General features: G+C 64.7%; 15 protein-coding genes. 9 read left to right on the forward strand and 6 right to left on the reverse strand.

Annotated features, from left to right (window positions below):
• Positions 1–105: 105 nt before the first annotated feature.
• The 4 genes from AC0NIL_RS04645 (at position 106) to AC0NIL_RS04660 (ending at position 2,716) form a co-directional block, all read left to right on the forward strand.
• Complete coding sequence (locus AC0NIL_RS04645; RefSeq protein ID WP_127384857.1) at positions 106–603, forward strand: prolyl-tRNA synthetase associated domain-containing protein; 498 nt, start codon at positions 106–108, stop codon at positions 601–603.
• An 84-nt stretch (positions 604–687) separates the two neighbouring features.
• Positions 688–1,689 (forward strand): thioredoxin, encoded by a 1,002-nt coding sequence (trxA, locus tag AC0NIL_RS04650; protein WP_027162862.1) that lies wholly within the window; start codon positions 688–690, stop codon positions 1,687–1,689.
• Positions 1,690–1,795: 106 nt separating this feature from the next.
• Positions 1,796–2,467, forward strand: a complete 672-nt coding sequence (locus AC0NIL_RS04655) for an LON peptidase substrate-binding domain-containing protein (RefSeq protein ID WP_024504054.1) — start codon at positions 1,796–1,798, stop codon at positions 2,465–2,467.
• Positions 2,468–2,476: 9 nt separating this feature from the next.
• The gene (locus AC0NIL_RS04660; protein WP_013528775.1) at positions 2,477–2,716 is read left to right on the forward strand and encodes a Trm112 family protein; all 240 of its coding nucleotides are present in this window, start codon (positions 2,477–2,479) and stop codon (positions 2,714–2,716) included.
• A gap of 96 nt (positions 2,717–2,812) precedes the next feature.
• On the opposite strand, the gene AC0NIL_RS04665 is transcribed toward AC0NIL_RS04660, so the two are convergent.
• Genes AC0NIL_RS04665 through AC0NIL_RS04675 form a run of 3 tightly spaced genes read right to left on the reverse strand, consistent with a single transcriptional unit; the run spans position 2,813 to position 8,599 of the window.
• Entirely contained in the window at positions 2,813–6,160 is a 3,348-nt protein-coding gene (locus tag AC0NIL_RS04665; protein ID WP_473573842.1) for an error-prone DNA polymerase, read from the reverse strand.
• Complete coding sequence (locus AC0NIL_RS04670; RefSeq protein ID WP_027162864.1) at positions 6,157–7,635, reverse strand: DUF6504 family protein; 1,479 nt, start codon at positions 7,633–7,635, stop codon at positions 6,157–6,159. The genes AC0NIL_RS04665 and AC0NIL_RS04670 overlap by 4 nt, the downstream gene beginning before the upstream one ends.
• Positions 7,577–8,599: an ImuA family protein gene (locus tag AC0NIL_RS04675; protein ID WP_473573841.1), complete on the reverse strand. Its 1,023-nt coding sequence runs from the start codon at positions 8,597–8,599 to the stop codon at positions 7,577–7,579. Before AC0NIL_RS04675 ends, AC0NIL_RS04670 begins: the two co-directional genes overlap by 59 nt.
• Before the next feature lie 182 nt (positions 8,600–8,781).
• On the opposite strand from AC0NIL_RS04675, the gene AC0NIL_RS04680 reads away from it, so the two are divergent.
• Positions 8,782–9,204 carry a metallopeptidase family protein gene (locus AC0NIL_RS04680; RefSeq protein ID WP_013528779.1) on the forward strand — a complete coding sequence of 141 codons (423 nt, stop codon included), beginning with the start codon at positions 8,782–8,784 and terminating at the stop codon, positions 9,202–9,204.
• Between the two features lie 187 nt (positions 9,205–9,391).
• Here the strand turns inward: AC0NIL_RS04680 and AC0NIL_RS04685 are convergent, their stop codons facing one another.
• Positions 9,392–9,598, reverse strand: a complete 207-nt coding sequence (locus AC0NIL_RS04685; RefSeq protein ID WP_013528780.1) for a DUF1737 domain-containing protein — start codon at positions 9,596–9,598, stop codon at positions 9,392–9,394.
• 51 nt (positions 9,599–9,649) lie between these two features.
• Positions 9,650–10,525: an HpcH/HpaI aldolase/citrate lyase family protein gene (locus tag AC0NIL_RS04690; protein WP_473573840.1), complete on the reverse strand. Its 876-nt coding sequence runs from the start codon at positions 10,523–10,525 to the stop codon at positions 9,650–9,652.
• A 339-nt stretch (positions 10,526–10,864) separates the two neighbouring features.
• On the opposite strand from AC0NIL_RS04690, the gene AC0NIL_RS04695 reads away from it, so the two are divergent.
• Genes AC0NIL_RS04695 through AC0NIL_RS04710 form a run of 4 tightly spaced genes read left to right on the forward strand, consistent with a single transcriptional unit; the run spans position 10,865 to position 15,887 of the window.
• Positions 10,865–12,403 carry a DUF4153 domain-containing protein gene (locus tag AC0NIL_RS04695; RefSeq protein ID WP_473573839.1) on the forward strand — a complete coding sequence of 513 codons (1,539 nt, stop codon included), beginning with the start codon at positions 10,865–10,867 and terminating at the stop codon, positions 12,401–12,403.
• A gap of 3 nt (positions 12,404–12,406) precedes the next feature.
• On the forward strand, positions 12,407–13,099 hold the full coding sequence (locus tag AC0NIL_RS04700) for a response regulator transcription factor (protein WP_127365621.1): 693 nt from the start codon (positions 12,407–12,409) through the stop codon (positions 13,097–13,099).
• A complete protein-coding gene (locus tag AC0NIL_RS04705) occupies positions 13,090–14,691 on the forward strand; it encodes an ATP-binding protein (protein ID WP_473573838.1) in 1,602 nt (533 codons plus the stop codon). Before AC0NIL_RS04700 ends, AC0NIL_RS04705 begins: the two co-directional genes overlap by 10 nt.
• 29 nt (positions 14,692–14,720) lie before the next feature.
• Positions 14,721–15,887 (forward strand): NAD(P)/FAD-dependent oxidoreductase, encoded by a 1,167-nt coding sequence (locus AC0NIL_RS04710; protein ID WP_473573837.1) that lies wholly within the window; start codon positions 14,721–14,723, stop codon positions 15,885–15,887.
• Between the two features lie 76 nt (positions 15,888–15,963).
• Here AC0NIL_RS04710 and AC0NIL_RS04715 read toward each other — a convergent pair whose 3' ends face one another.
• On the reverse strand, positions 15,964–16,389 hold the full coding sequence (locus AC0NIL_RS04715) for a GNAT family N-acetyltransferase (protein ID WP_473573836.1): 426 nt from the start codon (positions 16,387–16,389) through the stop codon (positions 15,964–15,966).
• Between the last annotated feature and the right edge of the window lie 99 nt (positions 16,390–16,488).

The raw sequence follows: 16,488 nt of genomic DNA on the forward strand, positions 1-16,488 counted from the left end.
GCCACCGCAAAAGGGCGGGTGCCGTGATCTCGCATGACGGTCTTGTGTCGGCTGCCCCATTGGCCGTAAACGGCTGGCTAGAGAAACGGGACGAAGACGAAACCGATGCCGAAGACCGAAACCGATTTGATGGCCTTTCTCGCCGAACTCGGGATTGCCGCCTCGACGAAGCGCCATCCGCCGCTCTACACGGTCGCGGATTCGCAGGCGCTGCGCGGCGAGATCGCCGGCGGGCACACGAAAAACCTGTTCCTGAAGGACAAGAAAGACAATTTCTTTCTGGTCACCGTCGGCGAGGACGCGGTCGTCGACCTGAAGCAGATCCACCAAGTGATCGGCGCCGCCAGCCGGGTTTCTTTCGGCAAACCGGAGATGCTGATGGAGCTGCTCGGCGTCACGCCGGGCGCCGTCACGGTCTTTGGCATCATCAACGACACGGCAAACAGGGTCAAGCTCGTGCTCGACAAGGATTTGATGGAGCATGCGGTGATCAATGGGCATCCGCTGACCAATGAGGCGACGACATCGATCGCAGCGAGCGACCTGATCAGATTCGTCGAGGCAACCGGGCACGATGCTGCTATCTTGAAAGTCTCCGCGTGATCGCCACATGGATGGCTTAAAACCGATGGTCTGAAGCATAGGGCGCCTGGCCGCCGGCCGGCGGCGCCACGGAAGGGTAAAGAGATGAGCGACAACAATCCGTTCGGCGGCCCCTTTGGCGGCAATGGCGGCCAGTACACCACCTCGGTGCAGTATGGTGGAACCGCGCCGGCGCCGGCGAAAGTCGCGCTTGGCGATACGCCCGCCGCTCCCGCCGATGTGATCAAGGACACGACGACGGCTGCCTTTGCCGCCGATGTCATCCAGGAATCGCGCCGCCAGCCGGTGCTGGTCGATTTTTGGGCGCCCTGGTGCGGACCTTGCAAGCAACTGACGCCGCAGCTGGAGAAGGCGGTCAAGGCCGCCGGCGGCAGGGTCAAGCTGGTCAAGATGAACATCGACGACCATCCGTCGATCGCCGGCCAGCTCGGCATCCAGTCGATCCCGGCGGTCATCGCCTTCAAGGACGGCCAGCCGGTCGATGGCTTCATGGGCGCCATCCCGGAGAGCCAGATCAACGAATTCATCACCAAGGTCGGCGGCAAGGGCAATGGCGCGCCGCCGGTGGCCGAAGCTCTGGCAGCGGCCACCGAAGCGCGCGACGCCGGCGACATGCAGACCGCGGCCGACATTTATGACGCCATCCTGGCGCAGGCGCCGGAGACGATCGAGGCGATCGCCGGACTGGGAGAGCTGCTGTTCGAGGCCGGCGACACGGAAGGCGCCGAGGCGCTTTTGGCAACAGCCCCGGAGGCCAAGAAGGATGCGCCGCCCCTGGCAGCCCTGCGCGCCAGGATGGCGGTTGCGGCGCAGGCGGCGGCTCTCGGCAATCCAGCCGAATTCGAGCGGCGCCTTGCGGAAAATCCCGGAGATCACCAGGCGCGTTTCGATCTGGCCATGATCCAGAACGCCAACGGCGACCGTACGGCCGCAGCCGACAATCTGCTGGCCATCATCAAGGCCGACCGGGCCTGGAACGAGGATGGCGCCAGGACGCAATTGCTGCAGCTGTTCGAGGCCTGGGGCATGACCGACGAGGCGACGCTGGCCGCGCGCCGCAAATTGTCGGCGCTGCTGTTTTCCTGAGCCGGCTGCCGGTTGTTTTGCCGCACGGGCTTGGCGTCGGCGATGATTGCGCCAGATTAGGGCCAAGAACTCACGCGCTTCTTGATGGCGCGATCGGAGGAACGAGGTGCAAGCGGGAAACGCGCATTACCGGCTCGCCAAGGATTTGCCGTCGACGATCCCTATCTTTCCGCTCGAGGGGGCGCTTTTGCTGCCGGGAGGCCGCATGCCGCTCAACATCTTCGAGCCGCGCTATCTGCAGATGGTGGACGAGGCGATAGCCGGCTCGCGGCTCATCGGCGTCATCCAGCCCAGTCTCGACGGCGCCTTGCGCGACGACGGCGAGCCGGAACTCTGCAATGTCGGTTGCACCGGGCGCATCATCGCCTTTTCCGAGAGCGGCGACGGCCGTTACCTGATTTCGCTGCAGGGCGTGTGCCGGTTCCGCATCGCCCATGAATTGACGGTCAAGACGCCGTTTCGCCAGTGCAAGCCCTCGCCTTTCCTTGCCGATCTCGATGAGGACCAGGCGGGCAACGAGATCGACCGGCCATCGCTGCTCAAGGCATTTCGCGCCTATCTGCAGGCCAACGACCTCGAGGCCGACTGGGAAAGCGTCAGCCGGGCCGAAAATGCCATGCTGGTCAATGCGTTGTCGATGATGGCGCCCTACGGGCCAGCCGAGAAACAGGCGCTGCTCGAAGCGGCGGATTTGAAGACCCGGGCCGAGACGCTGATCGCCATCACCGAAATGGCGCTGGCGCGCGAGAATGAGGATTTTGGGTCGAGTTTGCAGTAAGAGGGCGCGATGGCGGACGGACGTGACGGGAAGAAGGTCGACCCCAAGCTGCTGGAACTCTTGGCCTGCCCACTGACCAAGGGGCCGCTGGCCTGGGATCCGGAGCGCGGCGAACTGATTTCCAGGGTCGCCAAGATTGCCTATCCGGTGCGTGACGGCATCCCGATCATGCTGCCTTCCGAGGCGCGGACGCTTTCGGTGGAGGATGTTCTGGCCCCGCCACCGCCGCGTCTGGGTGGGCCGGGCTGAGGGGCACGTTTCTTGTACCCAATAGGCCGGCAGGACAGAGGGGGGCGCGAAGGATCGCCGACGTCCGCTTTCGTTCCGTTCTTGGCATGGCCTTGCCTACTGAAAATTCCGCCCCTTGGGCATGACCTGTTCCGCTTCTTCCGACAGCGTTGCGAGATCCTGCCGGATCGGCGCGCTTTGTTTGGCGGGGCTGAAGCGATCCGAACCGTCCTTGGCGAGGTCTCTCGGAGGAACCGCTGGTGCAGCCTCGCTGACCTTCTCCAGAAGCACGGTCAGCCAGGGCGTCAGATCCTCGATCTTCTCGGCAACGATGTGGACCACATCCGATTCCGACTGCAATTTTCCGGTGACCTTGACGAACCGGGCCCCCATGACGATGGGCCGGTAGCGGTCGAAGGTTCTTTGCCAGAAGATGATGTTGGCCACCGCCTTGTCGTCCTCCAGCGTCAGGAAGATCGCATTGCCCTTGCCGGGACGCTGCCGCACCAGCACGAGGCCGGCGACGGAGACGCGCCTGCCATCGCGCACGGAAGGAAGATTCGCATTGGGGATGACGCCGGCGCGGTCGAGTCGCTCGCGCAGGAAGGCGACCGGATGCGCCTTCAGCGACAGGCCGAGCGCGCGGTAATCGTGGATGACATGCTCGCCGAGCGGCATTTTCGGCAGCCTCGTCTCCGGTTCCAGCTCGCGCAGGCGAAGCGCCGGCTGGTCGAACAGCGGCAGCCTTTCGGCGGCGCTCTTGCCGTCGAGCGCGCGCACCGCCCACAAGGCTTCGCGACGGTCAAGACCGAGCGAGCGAAAGGCATCGGCCTGCGCCAGTTTTTCGATCTCGCCGACATCGAGGCCGGAGCGCAGCCAGACATCCCTGACGGATACATAGCCTGAGCCGCGCCGCTCGACGAAAGCCTCCATGCGCTCCTTCGACAGGCCCTTGATCTGCCTGAAGCCGAGCCGCAGCGCATGATTTGTCTCGATGACGCCGCGCATTTCGGCATGGCGTGGCAGGATGCGGGCCGGATCGAAAGGCGCCTTTTCCAACGTACAATCCCACACCGAAAAATTGACGTCGACGTCGCGGATGTCGACGCCATGGTCGCTTGCGTCGCGCACGAGTTGGGCCGGCTGGTAAAACCCCATCGGCTGCGAATTCAGGATCGCGGCGCAGAACACGTCGGGATAGAAGGTCTTGAACCAGCAGGAGGCATAGACGAGCAGGGCGAAGGAAGCGGCATGGCTTTCGGGAAAGCCGTATTCGCCAAAGCCCTCGATCTGCTTGAAGCAGCGCTCGGCGAAGTCCTTCGTGTAGCCCTTGCCGACCATGCCATTGATCATACGGTCGCGGTAATTGCCGATGGTGCCGGTGCGCTTGAAGGTGGCCATGGCGCGGCGCAGTTCATCGGCTTCGCCCGGTTTGAAACCGCCGGCGACGATGGCGATATTCATCGCCTGTTCCTGGAACAGCGGTACGCCAAGCGTCTTCTTGAGGATCGCTTCCAGCTCCGGCTTTTGATACTCGGCCTGTTCCTTGCCTTGCCGGCGGCGCAGATAGGGATGAACCATGTCGCCCTGGATCGGGCCCGGCCGAACGATCGCCACCTCGATGACGAGATCATAAAAGGTTTTCGGCTGGAGGCGCGGCAGCATCGACATCTGCGCCCGCGATTCGATCTGGAAGACGCCGAGCGTGTCGGCGCGGCAGATCATCTTGTAGACCTGCCTGTCCTCCGGCGGCAGGGTGGCCAACACATAGGGCTGCCCATAATCATCCCGCGCATTAGGATAGTGATCCGTGAGCAAGGTGAAGGCGCGTTGCAGGCAGGTCAGCATGCCGAGCGCCAGCACGTCGACTTTCAAGATTTTCACCGCGTCGAGATCGTCCTTGTCCCATTCGACCATCTTGCGCTCGTCCATCGCCGTCTTGACGATGGGCACAATCTCGTCGAGCCGGTCCCTGGTGATGACGAAGCCGCCGACATGCTGGGAGAGATGGCGGGGGAAGCCCATGATCTCATTGGCACGCTCCATCACGTGCCTCGACACCGGGTCGGTGCGGTCGAGGCCGCCGGCGCGGGCTTCCTTCTCGCCAAGCTCCGATGTCGACCAACCCCAGATCGAGCCGGAAAGCGATGCCCTGACATCCTCGGACAGGCCCATCGCCTTCGACACTTCGCGCAGCGCCGACCGGCCGCGATAGCTGATGACGGCGGCGGCAAGTGCCGTGCGCTTGCCGCTGTATTTCTCGTAGATGTACTGGATTACGGCTTCGCGCTTTTCGTGCTCGAAATCGACGTCGATATCCGGCGGCTCGTTTCTCTCCTCGGAAATGAAGCGCTCGAAGAGCGAATCGATTTTTTCCGGCCCCACTTCGGTGATGCCGATGCAGAAGCAGACGACCGAATTGGCGGCTGATCCACGTCCCTGGCAGAGAATATCCTTGCTGCGCGCGAACTTGACGATGTCGTAGACAGTCAGGAAATAGCGGGCATAGTTGAGGCGTTCGATCAAAGCGAGCTCTTCCTCGATGCGCTTGGTCACGGAATCCGGCACACCAGCCGGATAGCGGTTCGCCGCTCCCTCCCGCGCCAGTCGCGCCAGCTCAGCCTGTGGACCAAGACCCGATTCCGTCGGCTCGTCGGGGTAGTTGTACTGGAGGTCGCCAAGCGAAAAAGTCAGCTCTTGCGCAAACCGCAGCGTCTCGGCCAGCGCCTGCGGATGCCGGCGGAACAGGCGGCCCATCTCCATCGGCGGCTTCAGATGGCGTTCGGCATTGGCGGAGAGTTGCAGCCCGACCTCGGCAACGGGCGTGTTGAGGCGGATCGCGGTCAGCACGTCCTGCAACGGGCGCCGTTCGGCGGTGTGATAAAGAACGTCGTTGGTCGCCATCAGCGGAATGCCGGCGCTCTCGGCAAGTGCTGCCGCCTGCTCGATGCGGAAACGGTCATTGCCGGCGTAGTCGGGCGAAACGCCAAGCCGCAGGTTCCTGCCGAAACGGCCCTTGAGCTCACCAAGCAAGGCAAGACTGTCTTGCGCCCCCGTCGACAGACCGGGCAGGACCGCCAGCGACATCAGGTCACCCCATTCGAGCAGGTCGCCGCGCTGGAGAAGGGTGGCGCCTTTTTCGTTCTCGTCGCGCAGATTGGCTTGCGTCAGCATGCGGCAGAGGTGCCCCCAACCCTTGCGGTCCTGGGGATAGGCGAGGATGTCCGGCGTGCCGTCGTCAAAAACCAGCCGGCAGCCGGGGTGATAGGAGAGTTTTTCGACCTTGGCCTGCTGCCAGGCGCGCACCACGCCGGCCACCGTGTTGCGGTCGGCAAGTCCGATCGCCGAGAAGCCCAGGAGCTTGGCCGCGACCACCAGCTCCTCCGGCTTGGAGGCGCCGCGCAGGAAGGAGAAATTCGACTGGATGCCGAACTCGGCATAGGGAATGACGGTCAGCGCGTTCATGCGAAGACTCCATGCAGGAACCAGCGCGGCGGGACTTGCGAGGCGCCGCCGTAGAGGCCTTGCCGGTAGAGCCAGTAGCGGCGGCCGTCGGCATCCTCGATGCGGAAATAGTCGCGCGTCGATGCCGCCTCGTCGCTTGGCGCTTCCCGCCACCATTCGGCGGCGATGCGTTCCGGCCCTTCGGCGCGCTTGACCCGGTAGAGCGCGCGCCGCCAGCGGAAGTTCAGCGGCGGTCCTTCCGGCATTTCGGTGGCCGGCACATCGATGGGTTCGGGCGAGCGGAACAGCCGGATCGGTCGTTCCGGCGGAAATATGGTTTTTGGTGCCTGCAGCCTGTCCGGCTTCTTCGGCGGCGTGGTCCGGCACGGCGCGTCGGTGAAGGGGATGGTGGCGACGGCACGCTCCGGCAGATGGCTTTCGACCGCGACCGGCCGGAGAACCGCGCCATCGCCGAGCCGGGCGCGGATGCGGTCGGCGAACAGCGCGATATCGGCGCCGTCGTCGGTCACCTCGCCGGCAAGATCGGCCTGCTGCATGTCGAAGGTGGCTGATGCCAACACCGAGAGCCGCACCAGATCGAAACCATAGCCGGCATCGATATCCTGTTCGAGCGCGGCCAGCCTTTCATGGAACAGTTTCTGGATCAGCATGGGTTCGCGCATCGGCCGCGAGGTACCGAGCGCGATGCGGCTGACGGCGCCGTCGACGCGAAAGAGCAGCAGCGCCAGCGTCCGGGCGCCCTCGCCGCGGCGCTCGAGATCGGTCTTCAAGGTCGCCGCCAGCATGCCCACCAGCCGTTCGATGTCCTCGGTCAGGGTGACGGGTTCGGCGAGGTGGCGTTCGACCGAAAGCGGCGCGACGGGCAGGCGCGGCGACACCGCCTCGTCGAGCCGGCCAAGCGCCTGGTCGAGGCGCAGGAGCAGCAGGGCGCCGAAGCGGCGGGCGAGCGGCGCGCGCGGTGCCGCCATGACGGCGCCCGCCGTGCGCAGGCCCACACTTTCCAGGCTGGTGCGGGTCGAAGGTTCTATGCGCAGCGCGGCCAGCGGCAGGGGCGCCAGCAGCGCCTCCTCCTCGCCTGACACAACGATGCGGTCGCCGCAAAAGCGTGCCGCCGCCCAGGCAGCGCCCGGCGTCGCGGCAAGCCCGGCGCGGACATCGAAACCCTGATGGAAGAAGCGCGACAGGATGTCGTCCAGCATGGCGCGCTCGCCGCCGAACAGATGGGTGCAGCCGGTGACGTCGAGAAACAGGCCGTCTGCCCCGTCCAGCGCCACCAGCGGGGTGTAGCGGTCGCACCAGTCGGCGAGGCCTTCGAGCAGGCGGCGATCGGCTTCCGGATCGGCCTCGACGACGTCGATCGACGGATGCATGGCGCGCGCATCGGCGATGCCCATGTCGCGCTTCAGGTGCAGCGCCTCAGCCCGCTCGTCGAGGGCCGAGATGCGCTGTGCGTTGCGGTCGCGATGGCTGATCACGAGCGGCGGGTGAGATGGGTGATCCGACGGCCGGGAACGCCAGGACCGCCCCAGACGCTGGCGCAGGATTCTTTCCGCCGCCAGATAGGGAAACCACAGGGACAGGATTCTTTGCCCGGTCTCTTGCCTCGCCCGCTCTTTCGTCGAATGCGCGTTCATCGGGGTTCCACTCCAGTGTGAATTGTCCAGGCAGAGCCGTGCGGCTCTTGCCGATGGTGAGGGTGAAGGCCGGGCGGCCGATCGAGCCGGCCAGCGGCCCGGCGATGGTGTCGCGCGGCACCGCCGGCGCCGAGGCGACGATGAGGCGGACGGGTGCCGCCGTCGGTTCGGGCCCAGCCGCCTGCCGCAGCAGGAACACCGGCCGGCCGGCCGCTTGCGCCCTTGCATGCAGCCGGCGTGTCGCGGTCAGGTCAAGCCGCTGCGGATTGCCGCGGATTTCCAGGATGACGGCGGCGAGCGCCGTCATCCGGGCTGCCTCCTCGGCGACCCACAGCGCATCGACGAGCCTTGGCGCCTCGGAAAACAGCAATTGCTCCGGCTCGATGCCGAACGAGGCGGGAAGCCCCCTGGCATAGGGAAAGCCGGCCTCGCGAAAAATCTCCGATGTGCCGATCCACAGCACCGGCAGCCCCGGCGTTTGCTTGAGGATCAGGCTGGTGAGCGACAAAGCGAAGCCGGCGACGGCCCCGGCATCGCGGGTTTCAAGCCCATGGATTTCGCTCAGGGCGGCCTTCGGCAGCCCGCCGCTCAGGGCGGCATCGAGGCGCCCGACGCCGATAGGCAGGAACGCATCCGGCAACGCCGCGGCAATGCCACGCCGGACGATTGTGAGATCAGTGTTGACGTCAGCATCAAAGGGTGCGGCTGCCGGCGCAGCCAAGCGCTCGGGCAGCGTTCCCTCGATTTTCGCGATCTGGCGGCGCAGGGCAAAAACAGTCTCCCGCGCCACGGCGGTCATCGCCATGACGGTCAGCTTCCACTCACAATTGTTCCTGTTATGTTCCTATAGATTCCAGAGCGCATCCCAAGAGTCAAGCAGAGTCATGGGGAATTTATTCCTCTCTGCAGGGATGGCGCAGGCGCATCGGCCCGTTCATTTGCCGATTCCGGTGCGAAAGCCTATATGCCGGGATCAAAGGACAAAGCATGGCCCGCATCTACAAGACCCGCACCTGGCACGACGAACTCTCGCCCTCGATGGACGAAATGGAGTTCCTGGCGCTGGAGGCGTACGCCCATCTGCCGGAGGATTTTCGCAAGCTGACCGGCGAGATCGTCATCCAGATCGCCGAATTCCCGACCGACGAAATCATGGACGATCTGTCGCTGGAAACGCCATTCGACCTGCTCGGCCTGTTCGAGGGACGCGGCATCGCCGAGCGCTGGAACCCGCAGACCGGCGAAGGCCCGAACCGCATCACGCTCTACCGCCGCGCCATCCTCGATTACTGGTCCGAGAACGAAGAGACGCTGGGCGACATCGTCACCCACGTGCTGATCCACGAGATCGGCCACCATTTCGGCCTGTCGGACGAAGATATGGAGAAGATCGAAGAGGCGGCGGAGTAGGGTGCGCTGATATTCAGGTGATGCCGGCCTGCAAATGATGGCTTCCTGCGCTTCCCCGCTCTACCGCGTCGCGGTAGAACTGTGCTCACGTACCCAAAAGTACGCTCCGCTCCGGTTCTCGGAAACCACCATTTTCGACTCGGCCTGACCTGAATCTCAACACACCCTGCGTCGGAGCTTTTCAAATCTACCAGTCACTCAGCTTGGTATCGGGCCCGTATTCCTGACCGTCGATATCCTTAACCACGGCCTGGCCGCAACGCATCGCTTTGGCCTTCTTGTCGTAGGCATAGGTCGGCGAGCCGAACAGATGCCAGCCCTTGTTCAGCGCCGCTGTCACCTTGTGGCAGAAGCTGGCATCGTCCGGAGCGGACAGAAAGCGGTAGAGTTTCATTGTTCAATTCCTGTCGTGAGTAGCTGTAGCCCGCTCGCATCCATCGAGCATTTATGACCCGATGGCGGCTGCCTTCGCCAGCAGTTTTTCGGCCTGCGCCAGATGCAGCCGCTCGACCATCCTGCCGTTCAGCGCGATCACGCCCTTGCCGGCATTCTCGGCGAGCGCGAAGGCTTCCCTCACCGAGCGTGCCTCGGCCACCGCTTCCGTGGACGGCACGAAGGCGCGGTTGGCGGCTTCGATCTGGGCCGGGTGGATGAGGCTCTTGCCGTCGAACCCCATGGCCGCGGCTTCCGCGCATTCATGGGCGAAGGCGTCGAGGTCGCGAAAATCGTTGGAGACGCCGTCGAGCATGTCGATGCCGCCGGCGCGTGCGGCCAGCACCATCTGCATCAGCCATGGCACGAGGTAGCGCCTATCAGGCGTCGCCAGAATGCCGGTCTCCTTGACCAGATCATTCGTTCCGGCAACGAAACAATTGAGCCGCGAGGCCGGATCGCGGCCAAGTTCGGCGATGGCGCCGATGTTGAGCAGCGCCTTGGGCGTCTCGATCATCGCCCATAGTTTCACGCTGTCGGGGGTAAAATTGTCGTCAAGCACGTCGCCGGCCTCGAGCAGGTCGCGCGGCGTGTCGACCTTGGGCAGAAGGATGCCGTCGGGTTCGCAGCTTGCGGCCGCCAGCAGGTCGTCGGCGCCCCATTCGCCTGATATCGCATTGATGCGCACGATCATCTCGCAGCGTCTCTCGGAATGGCCGGCGAAAATGCCGGCCAGTTTTTCGCGGGCGGCGATCTTGTCGGCCGGAGCGACGGCGTCTTCCAGGTCGATGATGATGGCATCGCAGGCAAGCTGCGCGATCTTGGCCAAGGCCTTGTCGCTGGAGGCCGGGATGTAGAGCACGGAGCGGCGCGGACGGTAGGTTTCCATGGCTGATCTATGCCGCTTGTGGGCGGGTGAGGCAAGTCGGGGCATGAAGCTGCCAATCTCCCCCACGAGGGGGGAGATCGGCAGCGTTTACCCCTGCACGAAAACTGCACGGGCCTGCGGAAAACCTCCTCGGATCCGCCCTGCCGTTTCCCCGCCCGCTTGCGAGACAAGCGGCATGCACAAGCGAGCAAAGCCCCGTTGGTCCCTGCCTCACCGACTGCGTAGCGAGGGCTGGTGGCTGGCCGATCCGCCGCGCGCGTGTCCCGTCGCAACCCTCATTCCCTTTGTCCGCAGAAGCCCGCCAACGGTTCGGCTGGAAGCCATCAGGAAAGCCAGGTCATGACAGCGTTGTTCTCCGCCGCGCCGAGCTATTGCAGCCGTTTCGGTGTCGCCATCCTGCTGGCAGCGCTCGCGGATTTTCTGTTCTATGGCCAGCCCGCCGGGATCACGGTTTTCCTGTTCGCCCTGCTGATTGCCGCGGCGGTCGTCGCTGTGCACCCGGCCGCCTTCAACGACGGCCGGGTCTGGCTCAAGCCCATCGCCTTGCTTGTCGCGCTGCTGCCGCTGGCTGAAAACGTCAGCACCCTGTCGGTCTCGATCGCGCTGGCGGCGCTGACCGTCTTCGCGCTTTCGTTGAGCGGCCGGCTGCGGCACAGCATCGCCCGCATTGCCGGGCAGATCGTGCTGTTCGGGCTGGCGGCGCCGTTCCGCTTCGTCATTGATTGCATCCGCTGGCGCAGGACGGCGCGGCGGTTCGATGGGCGTCGCATCCGGCTGGCGGCGATCGCCGTCTGGGTGATGCCGCTGACGCTGGGCGCGGTCTTCCTGGCGCTGTTCGGTGCCGCCAATCCGGTCATCGATTACTGGCTGTCGCTGATCGATCTCGTGAGGCTGCTCGATCTTATCCAGCTGGCGCGGATTGCCTTCTGGCTGTTCGTGCTCGCCGCTGTCTGGGCTTTTCTGCGACCGCGCCTGCCGCGCCTGGTTCGCCGCATCCCGCGCGCGGCGCCGGCGGTCGGCGCTCAAGCCGGCAAAACCGCCACCACCATCGAAGACATCCTGTTCGGCAAGGCCGCCATCCTGCGCGCCCTGATTGTCTTCAACATCCTGTTTGCGCTGCAGACGGCGCTCGACGCCGCCTATCTGTGGGGCGGGGCAGCGCTTCCCGATGGGCTGAGCTACGCCTCCTACGCGCATCGTGGCGCCTATCCCTTGATCGTCACGGCACTGCTTGCCGCCGGCTTCGTGCTGGCAGCGCTGCGACCCGGCAGCGAGACCTCGGCCGATCCGCTGATCCGCCGGCTGGTCTATGCCTGGGTGGCGCAGAACATCATGCTGGTCATCTCGTCGATCCTGCGGCTCGACCTCTATATCGGCATCTATGCATTGACCTACTGGCGCGTCGCCGCCTTTGTCTGGATGGGGCTGGTGGCAGCAGGCCTTGCCCTGATCATTGCCCGCATCGCGCTTAGAAAATCCAACGAATGGCTGCTGTCCGCCAATCTTCTGACGTTATCCCTGACGCTTTATGCCGGCTGTTTCATCAATTTCGCAGCAACGATCGCCAATTACAATGTCGACCATTCCCTCGAAATGACCGGCCAGGGCATTCCCCTAGACGCCTGGTATCTTCACTCGCTCGGTCCGGCCGCGTTTCCCGCGCTTGATCGCTTCCTCGAGCACCAGGGCAAGACGGCGGCCGCCGGCACTGTCCGCGAACTGGCCGGCGTGCGCGGCAGCGACGAAATCTGGTATCGAACCATCCAGCAGAACTGGCGGGCCTGGAGCTTTCGCGACTGGCGGCTGCTTCGATATCTCGACACCAAGGAGCCGTTCGTGATTCCCTCCGCTATCGAACCTTCCATGCCGGGCCGCTGATCCATGCCGCATCACATCCTCGTCGCCGACGATGACCCGCACATTCGCGAGGTGATCTGCTTTGCCTTGGAGAAGGCCGGCATGAAAACGACAGGGGTGGCCGACGGTGCCGCCGCCTTGCAGGCAATCGGCCGCCGGGCACCGGACCTCGTCGTGCTCGATATAGGCATGCCGGAAATGGACGGGCTGGAGGTCTGCCGGCGGCTGCGGCACATATCCGATGTGCCGGTGCTGTTCCTCTCTGCGCGCGACGAGGAGATCGACCGCATTCTCGGGCTCGAAATGGGCGGCGACGACTATGTGACGAAACCATTCAGCCCGCGCGAGCTGGTTGCCCGCGTCAACGTCATCCTGCGGCGCGCCCGCCCGGCGGTGCCCGAACCGGCCGACGACAGGCGGTTTTCGCATGGCAAACTGGCTCTGGCGCCGGCCAGCCATACCGCCAGCTTCGACGGCAAGCCGTTATCGTTGACAGGAATAGAGTTCTCGATCCTGAAGGGGTTCCTGGCGCGGCCGGCGCATGTGCTCGACCGCGACGCGGTGACGGCCAGCGCCTATGCTGCAAACATCCACGTCGCCGGCCGCACCGTCGACAGCCACATCCGCAACATCCGCGCCAAACTGGCAGCCGTGGGTTGCCCTAATGTCATCGAGACGGTGCATGGCGTCGGCTTCCGGCTTGGCCGATGCGGCTGACGGCCTCCAGCAAATGGATCGGCCGCAAATGGCGGCCACGGCTTGCCACGGTCGTCGTCGCCATCCTGATCATGGTGATGGCCTTGCCACTGGTCGGCCTGTTCTTCTTCCGCCTCTACGAGAACCAGCTGATCCGCCAGACCGAGGCGGAGCTGATCGCGCAAGGCGCTGCCATCGCCGCCATCTATGCGCGGGATGTACGTGACGCCGGCATCCCACCGGAAAAGCTCGGTGCGCCGATGCCGGAGCCAAGTGGGGATTCAAGCCGCAGCGTCAATCCGGACCCGCTCTACAGGCCAATCGAACCGCAGCTCGATCTTGCCTCGGATTATGTCCTGCCGACCCGGCCGGCGGCGATGCCGGCGATCGTCGATCCCGCCTTCGCGGTGATCGGCGCGCGCCTGTCCGGCATCCTCGACGCCACCCAGAAAACCACGCTGGCCGGCTTCCGGCTGCTCGACCCCCGGGGCGTCGTCATTGCCGGGCGCGGCGAGGTCGGCCAGTCGCTCAGTGCGGTCGAAGAGGTGCGCACAGCACTTGCCGGCCACTATGCCAGCGCGCTCAGGCTGCGCATTCCCGACCAGCCGACGCCACCGCTCTATTCGGTCAGCCGCGGCACCAAGGTGCGTGTCTTCGTCGCCCTGCCGGTCGCTGTCGACGGCCAGGTCGCCGGCGTCGTCTATGTGTCGCGGACGCCCAACAACATCATCAAGCATCTCTATGGCGAACGTGGCAAGGTGACGTTGGCGGCGATCGCCATTCTCGGCGGCACGCTGCTCATCGGTCTCATCTTCCTGCGCACCGTCAGCCGGCCGATCTATGCGCTGATCGACCGCACCGAGCGCATCGCCGCCGGCGACCGCACGGCGATCCGGCCGCTCGACCACCACGGCACGCGAGAGATGGCGGAGCTGTCCGCCGCCTTCCTCGACATGGCCGAGAAGCTTCAGGCGCGGTCGGACTCGGTCCAGACTTTCGCCACACATGTCTCGCATGAGCTCAAATCGCCGCTGACGGCGATCCAGGGCGCGGCCGAATTGCTGCGCGATTCCGGTGGCGCGATGGACGATGCGGAGCGGCGGCGTTTCTCCAACAATATCGTCACCGATGCGGGGCGGCTCAATCTGCTGGTGCGGCGCCTGCTCGACCTGGCACGCGCCGAAAACCTGGCGCCGAGCGGCGAAAGCACATCGCTCGGTGCGGCACTGTCGCTGCTGCCCGTCGATAGCAGGCTCGCGGTTAGCATCGGGGCCGGCGGCGACATCGACTTGCGCATATCGGCCGAGAACGCGGCTATCGTGCTGGCCAATTTCATCGACAATTCGGCCAGGCATGGCGCGACGCAGGTTTCTGTCTCCGCTACGAGCGCCGGCGGCAAGGCGAGGATCCTGGTCAGCGACGACGGTGCCGGCATTTCGCCGAGCAACCGGGCGCGCATTTTCGAGCCGTTCTTCACCACGCGGCGCGAACAGGGCGGTACCGGCATGGGGCTCGGCATCGTGCTGGCCCTCCTGAAAGCGCATGATGGTATGATCGCGCTGGTTGACAGCGAGCGCGGCACGCGCTTCGAGGTCATTCTGCCGGTGGCGTGAAGGACACTATCGGCCGGATCGGAGAGAACATGCGCTACGACATCGTCATCATCGGCGGAGCCATCGTCGGCTCCTCGGTCGCCTATTACCTGCGTGAGCAAGGGTTTTCCGGCACGATCGCGCTGATCGAGCGTGATCCGCAATTCGCGCATGCGGCAACGACGCTGTCCATGGCCTCGATCCGCCAGCAATTCTCGATCCCGGAAAACATCCGCCTGTCGCAGTTCACGCTGAAGCTGTTCCGGCGGCTGAAGGAAGAGTTCGGGGATGACGCCGATATCGGCTTTCGCGAGGGCGGCTACCTCATCCTTGCCGGCGAGGACGGCTTGCCGATCCTGAGGAGCAATCACCAGGCGCAGATGGCCGAGGGCGCCGACATTGTGCTGGAGGACGCGGATCAGCTGGTGCGCCGGTTCCCGTGGCTGTCGCCCGAGGGCATTTCAGCCGGCGCCTATGGCCGCAGCGGCGAAGGCTGGTTCGACGCGCATGCGATGCTGACGCTGTTCCGCAAGGCGCTGCGGCAGAAGAAAGTCGATTTCATCGCCGCAGATGTCACCGGCATCGCGCGCGATGGCAACCGCGTCACGGGAGTGAGCCTCGGCAATGGCGAGACGCTGGAGGCTGGCATCGTCGTCAACGCCGCCGGCCCGAACGCCGGCAAGGTGGCTGCCATGGCCGGGCTCGAGCTGCCGGTCGAGCCGCGCAAGCGCAATGTCTTCGTCTTCGAGGCGCGCGAGAAATATGCCGACATGCCGCTGCTGGTCGATCCCTCCGGCATCTATGTCCGTCCGGAAGGCTCGGTCTACCTCACCGGCGGCGCCGAACCGGAGGAAGGCGACTGCGCACCCGATCCCGGCGACTTCGAGGTAAACTGGCCACTGTTCGAAGAGGTGATCTGGCCGGTGCTGGCGACCCGTATTCCCGCCTTCGAGGCGATCAAGCCGACCCGTGCCTGGGCCGGCCACTACGACTACAACACGCTCGACCAGAACGCGGTGATCGGTCCGCATCCCGACGTCGGCAATTTCCTGTTCGCCAACGGCTTTTCCGGCCATGGCCTGCAGCAGGCGCCAGCAGTGGGCAAAGCGCTGGCCGAACTGATCGTGCATGGCGGCTATCGCACGGTGGATTGCTCGGCGTTCGGGTATGAGCGGGTGGCGGAGGGAAGGGCGTTTCGGGAATTGAATGTGATTTGAGCGGGCGAAGGGAAGGTCCTTTTTGACGCTGGCGCGAAGGATCGCCACGGTTGCGGAAGAGTATTTCGAGCGAGCCTTAACCCTTGCGGTCGAACCAGAAGGCGTCGGCCATGCGCTTCATGCCGAGACGTTCGTAGAAGCCGACGGCATCGGGCATGGAGATCAGGCTGATGGCGACCGATGGTCCAAGCTGCCGGCGCGCCTCGTCCATCAGGCCCTTGCCGATGCCGAGCCCCTGTGCCGATCGGGAAACGGCGAGTTCGGAGATGTAGCAGACCCAGGAGAAGTCGGTGATCGCCCTGATGACGCCGATCAGCGGCTTGCCCTGAATATCAAGGCGCGCGGTCAGCACCAGATTGGCGCCCGACAGCATCGCCCGCAGCCGCGCTTCATCATCGATCGGCCGTGTTTCGCCGAGGCCGGATTCGACCAGCACGCGACGGAATTCGGCGATGTCGAGCGCGGATTCTCTGTTATAGAGGACGTGTGCGTTTTCTGCCATGGCCGCCAGATTGCACCATCGGGCTGGCTTGTGCCACCATGCACGAACAGTTGCCTTTTATTTGCCGCCGGCTTTGTGTAAACCGGGCCTCAGCAAATT

The organism is Mesorhizobium sp. WSM1343 (assembly GCF_055901535.1).

Coding starts and splice junctions, on each gene's coding strand:
- AC0NIL_RS04645 (WP_127384857.1), top strand. CDS start 106: ATGCCGAAGACCGAAACCGATTTGATGGCCTTTCTCGCCGAACTCGGG.
- trxA (WP_027162862.1), top strand. CDS start 688: ATGAGCGACAACAATCCGTTCGGCGGCCCCTTTGGCGGCAATGGCGGC.
- AC0NIL_RS04660 (WP_013528775.1), top strand. CDS start 2,477: ATGGCGGACGGACGTGACGGGAAGAAGGTCGACCCCAAGCTGCTGGAA.
- AC0NIL_RS04665 (WP_473573842.1), bottom strand. CDS start 6,160: ATGAACGCGCTGACCGTCATTCCCTATGCCGAGTTCGGCATCCAGTCG.
- AC0NIL_RS04675 (WP_473573841.1), bottom strand. CDS start 8,599: ATGGCGATGACCGCCGTGGCGCGGGAGACTGTTTTTGCCCTGCGCCGC.
- AC0NIL_RS04680 (WP_013528779.1), top strand. CDS start 8,782: ATGGCCCGCATCTACAAGACCCGCACCTGGCACGACGAACTCTCGCCC.
- AC0NIL_RS04685 (WP_013528780.1), bottom strand. CDS start 9,598: ATGAAACTCTACCGCTTTCTGTCCGCTCCGGACGATGCCAGCTTCTGC.
- AC0NIL_RS04690 (WP_473573840.1), bottom strand. CDS start 10,525: ATGGAAACCTACCGTCCGCGCCGCTCCGTGCTCTACATCCCGGCCTCC.
- AC0NIL_RS04695 (WP_473573839.1), top strand. CDS start 10,865: ATGACAGCGTTGTTCTCCGCCGCGCCGAGCTATTGCAGCCGTTTCGGT.
- AC0NIL_RS04700 (WP_127365621.1), top strand. CDS start 12,407: ATGCCGCATCACATCCTCGTCGCCGACGATGACCCGCACATTCGCGAG.
- AC0NIL_RS04705 (WP_473573838.1), top strand. CDS start 13,090: ATGCGGCTGACGGCCTCCAGCAAATGGATCGGCCGCAAATGGCGGCCA.
- AC0NIL_RS04710 (WP_473573837.1), top strand. CDS start 14,721: ATGCGCTACGACATCGTCATCATCGGCGGAGCCATCGTCGGCTCCTCG.
- AC0NIL_RS04715 (WP_473573836.1), bottom strand. CDS start 16,389: ATGGCAGAAAACGCACACGTCCTCTATAACAGAGAATCCGCGCTCGAC.